We start from the raw sequence: 13,627 nt of genomic DNA, 5'->3' as shown, positions 1-13,627 counted from the left end.
ATGAGAACAAGGTATATAGAAGACTTAGCTAACATTAGAAAGATGGAAAAGAATGTATCAGAGCTAATTAAACTTTCTTATGATAGGTTTAAATTATATATAGAAAATGGACAAAAAAACAACCTTGAAGAAATAATTGATCTTGATCATGATATAAGACAATATGCAGCTGATATAGAGAGATTTTGTTATGACCTATTAGCCTTACAGCAACCAGTTGCAAGAGACTTAAGATTTTTACAAATGTCAATTAAACTTGCCTCTACTTATAAGAGAGTTTCTAATCACATAGCTCAAGCAGCAGCCATACTGTTGGAATTTCCTTTAAGAGATGAAGAAAAAGACTATGTTGATGCCTTTATTAAAAATCAAAAATTAATGAATGAAAATGGTATAAAAAGTTTTGAAAACAATGATAATGAGCTAGCCTTAAGGACAATTGAAGATGATGAAATAAACAATGAATTATTTGAGGATTGTATCCATTATTTAGTAAAATTAACCAAACAAGACCAAATCTCTCCAATGGAATTATCTGAAAAAGTTTTATTCTACAAGTATTTTGAAAGACTTGGAGATAGGCTTGCTAAAGTTGCAGATTACACTACAAGATTATGATATATGTGGTAGAAGATGACAAGGCTATAAGAAATTTAGTTATGTATGCCTTGTCAGAAAAAGGATATGATGTAAGAGGTTTTGAAAATGGTCTTGATGTAGTTGATCAGGTCAAAGATGATAAAGTAGATTTGTTGATACTTGATATAATGCTTCCTGGAAAAGATGGTATGGAGATTCTTGAACAAATAAGAGAATTTTCAGATATACCAATAATAATGCTTACAGCAAGAAATGATGAATATGAAAAAGTCCAAGGTCTTGAAAGTGGAGCAGATGATTATATAACCAAGCCTTTCTCAATTCTTGAATTGATATCAAGAGTTAAAGCGGTTTTAAGAAGAAGTGATAAAAAAGATAGGCAACATTTAAACTATGATAATATTGAAGTTAATATAAAAAAGAGAACAGTAAAAGTTGATGGAGAGAAAATTGAGCTTACCTACAAAGAATTTGAAATGCTTTTACTATTTTTATCAAATATAGGTAATGTTATCACGAGGGAAGACTTTTTGCTTAAAATATGGGGATATGATTATGAGGGAGAAACAAGAACAGTTGATGTTCATATAGCAAGTCTAAGAAATAAGCTAAAAAATGCTGGTTTACACATAAAAACAGTAAGAAACTTAGGATACAAACTTGGAGAAATATGAAAAAGATAATAAATAGAAATATTAATATAATTTTCACATCATTAATAATTCTATGCCTTGTTATCACTAATTTTCTTTCATATAAAGATAAAGTAAAGGCCCAAGAAGAATTTATAATGTCTTCTTTGGGCTTTCTTTCTTATAGAGAAATTAGTAGTAATGAGCTTAAAAAATTTAAAGAAAATTTTAATGATTTGGAAATACTTTTAAAAAATGAAGATGGTCAAATAATATATGACTCTGGTATTAATAAGATTAAAATAAAAAATTATGAATTTGAAAACAACAATATGGTAAAAAAGTCTAAGAAAAATTATTTCTCTTATAATACAAACCTTTATGCTATGAAAATTAATAACAAAATACTGGCTATAGGTTTTAAAAGTCAATCATTTATAAATTATTTGATTAGAAGAACTCACATATATTTATTAGCTATAGTTTTTATTTTATTTATAAATAAAATTCTAAGCAAGTCAATATATAGGGATTTGTTATTTCAATTTAAAGATTTATTTAAAAATAGCGAAACATTTGATGAATTTTCAAATAATCCTAAAGAGTTTTTACTTAAGGAAAAGAATAAAATAGAAAACTTAGAAGCTCAAAATGAATCACTCTTATCAAAAATCATGAATATAGAAAAAATCACATCTAATATGGAGGAAGGTTTTATATATTTTGATAAGAATGGGAAGATAATTATCATAAATGACCAAGCTAAAAACCTTTTAGGTGTGGGTGATGATGTAAAAATAGATAATTTAATAGATAATGATGATTACAAGCTTACTTTAAGACAAACTAAGCTTTTAAAAAAAGGTAAGGATATAGACCTAGACCTTGATGAGATTTCTGTAAAGCTATTTATAGATCCTATAGTTTATGAAGATATAGATTCATACATTATTTTAATTATTGATGATTCAAAAAATAAGAAAGCAGAAGTTATGAGAAGAGAGTTCACTGCAAATGTAACACATGAACTAAAATCACCATTAACTTCTATAAATGGATATGCAGAACTTATAGCAACAGGCCTTGCCAAAAATGATGATGTTAAAAAGTTTGGAAAAATAATTAATGAAGAAGGAAATAGGTTGTTAAATATAATTGATGATATTTTAAAATTATCTAAGCTCGATGAAGAAAATTTAGAAGAGGACAGAACAATTATCAATGTAAAGGATATTGCTGATAAAGTTGTTATCAAATTTAAAAGAATTAGTGATAAGAAGAATATAGAAGTAATAAATGAAATAAATGATATATGTATAAGAACACATGAATCGCTTTTTACAGATCTAATAACAAATATATATGAGAATGCCATCAAGTATAATAAGGTTAATGGAAAAATATTTTTAAAATATCAAGTTGATAAAAGAAATACTAATTTAATTATAGAAGATACGGGTATAGGTATTAAAAAGGAAGATACTAAAAGAATATTTGAAAGGTTTTATGTGGCGGATAAGCAAAGAACAAGAACACTAAAGTCTACAGGTCTAGGATTATCTATTGTAAAACACATATGTAATTATCTAAACTATAATATAAAAGTAGAGAGTAAGTATGGATATGGAACTAGATTTGTTATTTCCATTCCTAATAATTGATTTTATTATTTCAATATATTTGATATAATTATGTCAAGTAATTATTAAGTTTAAGGAGAATTTATGAAGATACAAGTTTGTGCAGGAGCAAGATGTACTATGTTAGGCTCTGACATAATTTTTAATAGACTTTCGGAGTTTGTTGAAGAATTTAATAAAAGAATTGAAAAGGATAATTTAGAAATAAGTGATACAAAAATAGAAATATCCATGATTCCCTGTTATGAGGAATGCAAAAAGAACAAGAAAAACGCACCTGTTGTATTAGTAGATGATAAGGTATTTACTAATGCTAAAACTGAAGTAATAATGGAATACATACTCGATACTGCTTTTGAAGCAAATTTTAATTAATATTTGTAAGAAAGATTGGATTAATTAGATGAAAGAAACATACATAAATATTTTAAATATTAGAAGAATGGCGTTTGAGCATATAGCTAAAATTGCCTTTGAAAATAGGTCATTATATGATATAGCTACAGAAGTTTTTGATATTCTTCCGGGCGAAGAGGCATCATATAGGGAAAATATCTTTAGGGAAAGAGCTGTTATGGGTGAAAGACTAAGGATGGGAGTAGGTCTTGATGCAAGAACTGCTGATAAGACAGGAGCTATTACAGATGGACTAGATGATGAAGATTATGATATAAGAAAGTATGAACCACCACTAGTTTCTGTTATAAAGATAGCCTGTGAATCATGTGCTGAAAACAAGGTAGAGGTAACCAATACTTGTAAGGCTTGTATTGCCCATCCATGTGTAAATGTATGCCCAAAAAATGCTATTACATATACATCAGATGGTTCTATTATAGACCAAGATAAGTGTATAAAATGTGGTAAATGTGTTCAAGCTTGTCCGTATAATGCTATAGCTCATACAAAAAGACCATGTGCTGAGTCATGTGGGGTTAAGGCAATAAAAAGTGATAGTCTTGGTAGGGCTGAAATAGATGAAGATAAGTGTGTAGCGTGTGGTAGGTGTATAACTGCTTGTCCATTTGGTGCTATATCTGATAAAACAGAGATCTATCAGTTGGCTAAGTCACTTTTAACTAATAAGCATGTTTATGCTATAGTTGCTCCATCCTTTGTTAGACAATTTGGACCTATGGCATCTACTATTCAAATAAAAGAAGCTATTAGACAACTTGGATTTAAAGATGTTATAGAAGTTGGGCTTGGTGCTGACCTTACAACATTAAATGAAGCTCATGAATATGTAGAAAGTGTCCCAGATAAAATACCATTTATGGGAACAAGTTGTTGTTATTCATGGAAACTAATGGTAAAGAAGAAATTCCCTGAAATAAATGATAAAATTTCAGAGTCTTCAACACCAATGATTTATTCAGGAAAACATATAAAGAAAATGGATCCTGAAGCAAAAGTTGCTTTTATAGGACCTTGTATATCTAAAAAACTCGAAGCAAGAAGACCAGAAGTTGCAGAAACTATAGACTATGTAATAACCTATGAAGAACTTATGGGAATGTTTCTAGCAAAAGATATAGATCCAGCTGAAATAGAGATTGATGAACAGTGGCAAGATGCATCAGAAACAGGAAGAAACTATGCTGTAAGTGGTGGGGTAGCAGAAGCTGTTAAAAAAAGAATTGCTGAAATTAACCCAGATCTAGATGTGAAAGTAGAAAAAGCAGAAGGATTAGCTGATTGTGTAAAGCTTGCACAAATGGCAAAATTAGGAAAAAAAGATGGGCTTCTTCTTGAAGGAATGGCGTGTGTAGGTGGATGTGTAGGAGGTCCTGGTACCTTGATATCAGAACTTAAGACATCAAAGGCTGTTAAACAATTTGCTAAAGAGTCAATCTATAAGTCACCATATGACAATAAAAATATTCCAGAAGAAGATAAACCAAAAGATTGATAATAAAAATGGGAATGTTGCAAAATGAATTAATTTTTGCAAATTTATTACAAGTCTATCTATGGCAATTGTTAGCAAGTATTCTTGTTCTCAATTGCCTAGAAAGTTACTTGTGATTTCATGCAAATTTTTAAATTCATTGTTGTGCAATGATCCCATTTTTAATTCTTATTAAATTTCTTGATTGTCTAGGTCTTCTTTTATAGCTTTAGCTAAATTTTCAATGTCTCTTTCTTGGTTTTCAGTCATGGAGGAATTTATAATAAAATCTTCTCCTATATATTTATGTTTACCACTTTCAAGAATGGACTTAGCTATATCTAATGATTTTCCACCCCAAGAATAGTTGTGGATAAATGAAATATGTCTGTTTTTATAACCTGTACCTACAAGTTCTCTTAAAAAAGCGTCCATTTTGTGATAAAGCTCAGCGTTATAATTCATAGCAACAAAAACCTGATTAGAATATTTGTGACTATCTGCAATTATATAAGAAAAATCAATATCTGATACATCTCTTAACCTGATATTTTCAACTCCGAGTTCATCAAGCTTAGATGCAAGTAGGTCGCTTGCAAGCTCTGTATTTCCATACATAGATGAAAAAATAATATTAACACCCTTAGTTTCAGGTTTAAAGTTTGCCCATTTGTCATATTTATCCAAGATAAATGAAATAGAATCCTTATCTTCATAAACAGGTCCATGAAGTGGGAAAATAGCGTTTATTTTGAAACCTGATACTTTTTTTAATAAGTTTGTAACCATTTTTCCATGCTTGCCGACAATATTAATATAATATCTTCTATTCTCATCAAGCCAAGAATCATTATTAATATAGTATTTAGCTTGAATGTGTCCTTCTATGACATTAAAAGAACCAAAAGCATCAGCTGAGAAGAATAATCCTTCAGTAGTTTCATAAGTCATAAATACTTCTGGCCAATGTACCATAGGTGCAAATATAAATTTGAGATTTCTTTTGCCTATTTTTAATTCATCCCCATCCTTTATCTCAATAAATCTACCATCAACAAACTTATCGTTTGGATAAAACTGTTTAAAAAATTTAATAGATTTAGCGTTTCCTACAAATTTACAATTAGGATAAGTTTTTAATATAAAGTCAATAGAACCACAATGGTCAGGTTCCATATGTTGAACAATTATGTAATCTAAATCTTCACCGTTAAGAACATAGTCAACATTTTCTAAGAAAGTTCTTAAGGCAGAAGAATCTACTCCATCCATAAGAACATTTTTTTCATCTTTTATAATATATGAATTGTATGATACACCATTAGGTAGAATGAACATATTTTCAAATCTTTTAAGTCCTCTATCATTGGTTCCAACCCAATAGATATTTTCATAAACTTTTTTTGTAAATTGCATATAACCTCCAATATTTTTACTAAAGATATTATACCTTAAATAGGTTAAAAATAAATATCTTTTAACTATTATTAATAAAATCTTTATTAGCTAATTAAAATATTTTTAAAAATTAAAAAAACTTTTTCATAATATGAAAAATAAATTTTTAATATCTATTGTAGAGAAAAAATTTTGAATCTTATAAAAATGATTAAGAATCTAAATTTAGGATATATATTAAATGGGGTACTTGATAGTTGACAAATATCAAATATTTTTTATTAATATTCTTAAAACATATAAAAAATAAATATATTTGACAAAAAAACATTTTCAAGATAGAATGATACTGTAAAGAAAAATGGATATTATATTTTTTTAGGAGGAATATATGCGTTTTAAAACAACAGCAGAGCATGAAGCTTTACGTAAAAAAGTAAGAGAATTTGCTGAAGAAAAAATAAAGCCAATTGCTTTTGACTTAGACCAAAATAACGAATACCCAGATGATATTGTAAAAGAAATGGGTAAATTAGGATTTTTAGGAATTCCTTATCCTAAAGAATATGGTGGTCAAGGTCTTGATGTTATAAGCTATGCTATAACAGTAGAAGAATTATCTAGAGTAGACGGAGGTGTTGGTGTAATTTGTTCAGCACATACATCTTTAGGAACATGGCCAATTTTTGCTTTTGGTACAGAAAAACAAAAGAAAAAATATTTAATTCCACTTGCTAAAGGGGAAAAGATTGGAGCATTTGGTTTAACAGAAGAAAATGCTGGTAGTGATGCTGGTGGTACAGAAACAACAGCTGAACTTGATGGCGATAATTATATATTAAATGGTAAAAAAATCTTTATAACAAATGCGCCTAAGGCTGATACATATGTTGTATTTGCAGTAACAACACCTGGTATCGGAACTCATGGTATATCTGCATTCATAGTTGAAAAAGATTTCGAAGGATTTACTTTCTCAGACCACTATGATAAGTTGGGTATAAGATCATCAACAACTGCAGAACTTCATTTTGAGAATGTTAAAGTTCCTAAAGAAAACTTACTAGGTAAAGAAGGACAAGGATTTAAAATTGCTATGGCTACCCTTGATGGTGGTAGGATTGGTATAGCATCTCAAGCATTAGGTATAGGTCAAGGAGCTTATGAATCAGCTCTAGGATATGCTAAGGAAAGAGAACAATTTGGTATTCCAATAGCTCATCTTCAAGCAAATACCTTTAAACTTGCTGATATGGCAACATATCTAAAGGCTGCAAGACTTATGATTTATTCTGCAGCAGAACTAAAAGAAAATCACGAAAGATATTCAGCAGATGCAGCTATGGCAAAACAATTTGCATCAGATTTAGCTGAGAAAATAACATCAGAAGCTCTACAATTATACGGTGGTTCAGGATTTATCAAGGGTATAGATGTAGAAAGATTCTACAGAGACGCAAAGATTACACAAATTTATGAAGGTACAAATGAAATAATGAGAGTTGTAGTCGGAGCTCACACAGTAGGAAAAGCACCTAAGATGAAAGCGGCAGGTTCAAACAAGAAGTCCGGACCCATCGCAGGAGTTAGAAAACGTGAAATCTATGAAGGAGATCCTAAAGAAGCAGTTAAAAACCTTGTGGCAGCACTTAAAAAGGACGGATATGACTTCACTGTAGGCATTGATCCTTATACACCTGTTCAAGAAGCTGAAAGAATAGTAGTAGCTGGACGTGGTATAGGTGATAAAAAGAATATGAAACTTATAGAAGATTTAGCATATCAAGCAGGAGCAGCTATTTCATCATCTAGACCAGTCGCAGAAACATTAAAATATGTTGATCTTGATAGATATGTAGGTATGAGTGGTCAAACATTTAAAGGAAACTTATATATAGGTGTAGGTGTATCTGGGGCAGGACAACACTTAAAAGGAATTAAAAATGCTTCAACAATAGTTGCAATAAATAACTCTAAGAATGCACCAATCTTCTTAAACTGTGACTATGGTATAGTAGGTGATGCTATGGAAATTCTTCCACTATTAATTAAAGAACTTGACAATGGTGAAGAAAAGAAACCAGCACCACCAATGAAGAAAATGAAAAGATCTAAACCAAGAAAAATGGCACCTACAAACCCAATCTATGTAGATACAGGTTCTGGATACGAATATAATCCTGAAGAAGGAGATCCAGAAAATGGAATAGAACCAGGAACACCATTTGATAAATTACCAGATAATTGGGTATCTCCAGTTTCAGGTGAAGCCAAAGATCAATTTATTAAAATGGATGTACCAGAAGATAGAAAGTAGTTGGAGGAATATATGTATACAGTTAGAAAAGTTACAGACGACTTATATTATGTAGGTGGAGACGATAGAAGACTAGCTCTATTTGAAAATATTTTTCCTATAGATGGTGTATCTTATAACTCATACCTATTAATGGATGAAAAAACAGTATTAATTGACTCAATAGATTGGGCTGTTACTAGAGAATATATCATAAATATATCTAGAGTTTTAGGAGATCGTGATCTTGACTATATGATAATCCAACATATGGAACCAGACCATTGTTCTGCTATAGAATTAATTCTTCACTATTATCCAAATGTTAAAATAATTGCTAGTGAAAAAGCTGTATTATTTATGAGACAATTTGGATACCATATAGATGATAGATATATAGAAGTTAAAGAAGGGGATTCAATCTCATTTGGTAAGCATGAATATACATTTGTAGAAGCACCAATGGTTCACTGGCCAGAAGTTTTAATGACATATGACCTAACAGATAAGGTACTATTTTCAGCAGATGCTTTCGGATCTTTTAAATCAAATGATGGAAGACTTTTCGCAGACGAAGTTAATTGGGATAGAGATTGGTTAGATGAAGGTAGAAGATACTATACAAACATAGTTGGTAAATATGGTACCTTTGTTCAAGCAGTACTTAAAAAAGCTGCAACACTTGATATTAAATATATTTGTCCACTTCATGGTTTAGTATGGAGAAAAGACTTTGGATACATTCTTGATAAATATGATAAATGGTCAAGCTATCAACCTGAAGAAGAGGGTGTACTAATAGCTTATGCATCTATGTATGGAAATACAGAATATGCTGCACAAGCTCTAGCGTCAAAATTATGTGATAGAGGAATGACAAATATTTCCTTAAGAGATGTATCAAATACAGATGTTTCATATTTGATAGCTGATGCATTTAAATATTCAAATATAGTACTTGCTTCAGTAACATATAACCTTGGTATCTATCCAAAGATGAAAGACTTTATCCATGATATGGCAGCACTAAATATCCAAAATAGGGCAGTATCACTAATGGATAACGGTACATGGGCACCAACAGCAGCTGATAAGATGGAAAAATTCTTAGATGAAGAAATGAAATTAATAGATGTTCTTCCAGAACAAGTTAATATAGTTTCATCACTTAAATCTAATAAAGAAGCTGATATGGATGCATTAGTTGATGGTATATTTGAATCTATGAAGAAAAGAAGAGAAGAAATCCAAAAAGCTAAAGAACAAAAGAAATAAAAATAAAAACAAAATTGCCACAGGAAACTGTGGCAGTTTTTTTCTAAAAAGATATAATTAGAAAGTAAAGACTTTTTATGAGAGGTTTTATTGATGGATTATTTAAAATTAAGAGCAAGTAACTTTGAAATAAAAATAGGAGATATATCCTATAATAAAGAAATAATAAAAAAAGCTATAATAGCGGCTGAAAAAGAAGGGGTAAATATCCTACTTTTCCCAGAGTTATCCTTAATAGGAGCAAGCCTTTATGATGGGTATAAAAATGAAGAAATTATAAAAAAATCCAAGGATGCTTTGATAGACTTAAAGAGATTTTCTAAAGATTATGACCTAATATTTAGTATAGGTCTTGTAATAAAAGATGGCTATGATCTTTTTAATACAGTATTACTTATTAAATCTGGAGATATCTTGGGAGCATTTACTAAAGATAAGTTAAAAGATTATGAAAAAAATGTCTTTTCTACTAAAAAAATAGACTGTATTAACGTAGAAGATGATTTTGTTGTAATTTTCAATCAAAAATCAATAAATATAGATGGTCTGAATATAGCACTTTCTATAGGGGAGAATGAGTATAAGGAAATCGCTGATTCTCTTATTTCAAAAAGTGAAGATAAAATTGATATAGTCCTAAATCCAGCATCATATATTAGATATGCAGGCTCTTTTAATGATGTTAAGAATAAAATAGAATTTTTATCCCAAAATACACTTTATTTATCAGCAAATTCAGGTTTGGGAGAAAGCTCAACAGACTTTGTATATGAAGGATTAAATATTATAGCAAATGATGGAAAAATCAAAAACTATAAGAGAAACGAAAGTGTGGATATAGTAAAGGGATTTGACCTTAACAAAAAAGAATTTCTAGATGGGCATCACTTTAATAATTTAGTAAATGATTTAGAATATTATGATAAATTTCCATATCTTCCAAAAGATTGTGATAAGAAAATGTATGTAGAAGATGTATTTGACATAGTTTCATCAGCTCTTATACAAAGAATGAAGGCTATAGGGTGTGAAAATGTAATTTTAGGATTAAGTGGTGGTCTTGACTCAACCATGACACTTTTATTTATAGTCCATGCTTTTAAAAAGGTGAATTTACCTTTTGAAAATATTCATCTTTATACCATGCCTGCTTTCGGTACAAGCAAGAGAACAAAATCAAACGCTTATAAACTATCCGAAGCTTTGGGCATAAAACTTAATGAAATAGTTATAAAAGATTCTGTAAATCTTCATTTAAAAGATATAGGACATGATGGCATCACTAAAGATATTGCATATGAAAATTCTCAAGCTCGAGAAAGAACCCAAATTCTTTTTGATATAGGTAATATGAAAAATGCATTGGTAATTGGGACAGGAGATAAGTCAGAAATCTCTCAAGGTTTTGCAACCTACAATGGCGATCATATGTCATCTTATACCCTAAACTCATCACTTACAAAAACTGAACTAAGATATATAGTTTCATACCTTGTAGAAGTTACAGAAAATGAAGATTTAAGGCAAGTATTAGATGATATTCTAAAAACCCCTATATCACCAGAACTTAAAAGCAATGATGATGGAAACATAAGCCAAAAGACAGAAGATATAATAGGACCTTATGAACTTATAGACTTTTTCACATATGAATTTTTAAATAATATTAGTGCAAAAGAAATTTATAAAAAAGCAAGTGTAGCTTTTAAAGAAGAATATAGCAAAGAAACTATTAAAAAGTGGTTAATATCCTTTTATAAGAGGCTTACAAATAGTCAATTCAAAAGGTCAGTATCTGTTGATGGACCAGCTATAACTAAGATATCTTTTTCTCCTAGGACTGGATTTATGTTACCATCAGATATGAGTTCTAAAATATTTGTAGAAAGCTTAGAAACTATATAATGAGAAACTTAATATTAATATTATTTTTGATTTTACTATTAGCTCTTGGTCTTTACCTATACATATATTATCAATGTAGGTGGGCTAAAGAAGTTAAGGTAAATTTATTAAGTGATAAAGTAGATAAGAAGTTAAAAATCACTCAGGTAAGCGACTTTCATTCCAATGTATTAAAAAATATGGATTATTTCAAGAATAAGATATTAAAATTTAATCCAGATATTATTATTCTCACAGGAGATATAAATGATTATGGAGTAAAAGAAAAATTTGATAAGGCAGTTGATTTTCTAAAGGAAATATCAAGCCTCGGTATAAAAACGTATTATATTACTGGTAATCATGAAGAAGCAGGACCTATGCTTGATGAGTTTATCAGTGAAATTGGGATGTTAAATATTGATTATCTGAAAAATGAAGGGGAGATTTTAAAACTTAAAGATAATTTAGTATATGTATATGGTATTACTTATTACAATTATGATTTTAGTAAATATGAACCTGAAGATAATAGTTTAAATATAATATTGAGCCATTACTCAAAAAATGTAAGAGATAATATAGATGATAGTATGGACTTTGTATTTTCAGGTCATACCCATGGTGGTCAGGTTAGAATTCCTTTTATAGGGGCCTTATTTGCTCCTGGAGAAGGAGTTTTTCCCAAATTTGATAAGGGAGTAAAGAGATATAAAAATACGACAATATATATTGATTCAGGGCTAGGAAATACCCTCATGAATTTAAGGTTTTTAAATAGGATACAATTTTCAAATATTACTATTAATAAGCGTCAGTAGTTTAATGGTAAAACAAAAGTGTCCGAAGCTTAAGATGGGGGTTCGATTCCTCTCTGGCGTGCCATTATTTATAAGATAGCTTATTTTTAGTATTTACAAGCTATCTTATTTTTTGTTCTTATGTTAGCATGAATTTTTGAAACTTTTCGGCGCTTTTTTCTTCTTATGCCTTGGTTATATGAATATAGATATTCTCGCTGTACTGTGACCTAGTTTATATTGTAAATTTTTGATACTATCCCTACTTCAAATAACAAAGATACGTTAGTGTGTCTTAAAGAGTGGAGTTTTATTTTTATTGATTTGTATTTTTTGATTACTCTTTCAAATCTTTTTTTGAACTGTTTAGTATTTTAAGTCACCTGATTGAGTAATACAGATGTATTCTTTTATATTTAATATTCTTGATTCTAATTGTGTTAGATGTCATTATCTTAAATGATTTGCTTATTGAAATAGTTTTATATGAACTTTTGGTTTTAGGACTTGCTATGACCTTTTTGCTTTGGATAGATTTTTGTTTACTATAAGGTTTTTTAAAAAAAGTCTATGTCTTGTACTTTAGGGTAGGATTTCTTCTTTTCTTAGTCAAGTATATATTATATAGACTAAAGAGGAATAGAAAGAAGGACAAGCCTTATTGTTAGTCAAGATTATTACAATGCCCATTTTTCTGATAGGGTTTGGCGAGATACGAGGGAATTATCAAGACGAATTGAAAGAAATATTGAATCGGTTGTAATTCAAGGTAAAAATCCTAGAGAGTTTGCAAGAAAACTAAGGGATTTAGTTAGTAAGGATATTAAAAATATCACAAGTGCTACTGAAAGGTTAGCCTATACAGAAAGCGGCAGGGTATGGATTCAAACACAAATAGACGCTTATAAAGAAGGTGGATATGAGTATCTAGAAGTAATGACAGAGCCTACGGCTTGTCATCATTGTAGTCCTCACGACGGTGATATTGTGAAGATATCAGAGGCAGTGGAGGGGGATAATATTCCACTTTGGCATCCAAGGTGTAGATGTACTACTGTTGCTTATTTTGATGATAAAATTGACTTGGGCAAATTTGGAAATGTAGTTGATGTTGATGATTTAGATGTTGATTGGGATTTATCATCAATTCATGCATTTGAAAAAATGGAATCTAGGAATATTAGTAAAACATTAGTTGAAGATATTATTAA

The 13,627-nt window shown here is 29.7% G+C and carries 11 protein-coding genes and 1 tRNA gene; 11 read left to right on the top strand and 1 reads right to left on the bottom strand.

Going from position 1 to position 13,627, the window contains the following annotated elements; genetic code table 11:
- From SOR60_RS00105 to SOR60_RS00085, 5 genes are all read left to right on the top strand, one after another.
- The gene (locus tag SOR60_RS00105; RefSeq protein ID WP_176269436.1) at positions 1 to 618 is read left to right on the top strand and encodes a phosphate signaling complex PhoU family protein; all 618 of its coding nucleotides are present in this window, start codon (positions 1 to 3) and stop codon (positions 616 to 618) included.
- Positions 615 to 1,274 (top strand): response regulator transcription factor, encoded by a 660-nt coding sequence (locus SOR60_RS00100; RefSeq protein ID WP_176269437.1) that lies wholly within the window; start codon positions 615 to 617, stop codon positions 1,272 to 1,274. Before SOR60_RS00105 ends, SOR60_RS00100 begins: the two co-directional genes overlap by 4 nt.
- Complete coding sequence (locus tag SOR60_RS00095) at positions 1,271 to 2,893, top strand: sensor histidine kinase (RefSeq protein WP_320594911.1); 1,623 nt, start codon at positions 1,271 to 1,273, stop codon at positions 2,891 to 2,893. The genes SOR60_RS00100 and SOR60_RS00095 overlap by 4 nt, the downstream gene beginning before the upstream one ends.
- Positions 2,894 to 2,956: 63 nt before the next feature.
- Positions 2,957 to 3,247 (top strand): (2Fe-2S) ferredoxin domain-containing protein, encoded by a 291-nt coding sequence (locus tag SOR60_RS00090; protein ID WP_176269439.1) that lies wholly within the window; start codon positions 2,957 to 2,959, stop codon positions 3,245 to 3,247.
- Positions 3,248 to 3,275: 28 nt separating this feature from the next.
- Positions 3,276 to 4,784: a 4Fe-4S dicluster domain-containing protein gene (locus SOR60_RS00085; protein ID WP_176269440.1), complete on the top strand. Its 1,509-nt coding sequence runs from the start codon at positions 3,276 to 3,278 to the stop codon at positions 4,782 to 4,784.
- 171 nt (positions 4,785 to 4,955) lie between these two features.
- Here the strand turns inward: SOR60_RS00085 and SOR60_RS00080 are convergent, their stop codons facing one another.
- Positions 4,956 to 6,179: an FprA family A-type flavoprotein gene (locus tag SOR60_RS00080; protein ID WP_320594910.1), complete on the bottom strand. Its 1,224-nt coding sequence runs from the start codon at positions 6,177 to 6,179 to the stop codon at positions 4,956 to 4,958.
- A 373-nt stretch (positions 6,180 to 6,552) separates the two neighbouring features.
- Between SOR60_RS00080 and SOR60_RS00075 the strand changes: the two genes are divergently transcribed.
- The 6 genes from SOR60_RS00075 to SOR60_RS00050 form a co-directional block, all read left to right on the top strand.
- A complete protein-coding gene (locus SOR60_RS00075) occupies positions 6,553 to 8,478 on the top strand; it encodes an acyl-CoA dehydrogenase family protein (protein ID WP_320594909.1) in 1,926 nt (641 codons plus the stop codon).
- A 12-nt stretch (positions 8,479 to 8,490) separates the two neighbouring features.
- Positions 8,491 to 9,732 carry an FprA family A-type flavoprotein gene (locus SOR60_RS00070; RefSeq protein ID WP_154539307.1) on the top strand — a complete coding sequence of 414 codons (1,242 nt, stop codon included), beginning with the start codon at positions 8,491 to 8,493 and terminating at the stop codon, positions 9,730 to 9,732.
- Between the two features lie 93 nt (positions 9,733 to 9,825).
- Entirely contained in the window at positions 9,826 to 11,637 is a 1,812-nt protein-coding gene (gene nadE / locus SOR60_RS00065; protein WP_407654210.1) for an NAD(+) synthase, read from the top strand.
- Positions 11,637 to 12,437 (top strand): metallophosphoesterase, encoded by an 801-nt coding sequence (locus SOR60_RS00060; RefSeq protein WP_154539303.1) that lies wholly within the window; start codon positions 11,637 to 11,639, stop codon positions 12,435 to 12,437. Before nadE ends, SOR60_RS00060 begins: the two co-directional genes overlap by 1 nt.
- Positions 12,428 to 12,501 (top strand) — tRNA-Arg (locus SOR60_RS00055). Before SOR60_RS00060 ends, SOR60_RS00055 begins: the two co-directional genes overlap by 10 nt.
- A gap of 554 nt (positions 12,502 to 13,055) precedes the next feature.
- Positions 13,056 to 13,627, top strand: a 572-nt coding sequence (locus tag SOR60_RS00050) for a minor capsid protein (protein ID WP_320594930.1), incomplete at its 3' end; no start/stop codon positions are given.

Origin of the sequence: Anaerococcus porci, from assembly GCF_034090325.1 — a bacterium.
GTDB lineage: Bacteria > Bacillota > Clostridia > Tissierellales > Peptoniphilaceae > Anaerococcus > Anaerococcus porci.
This window is presented reverse-complemented; position numbering and strand designations above follow the sequence as displayed.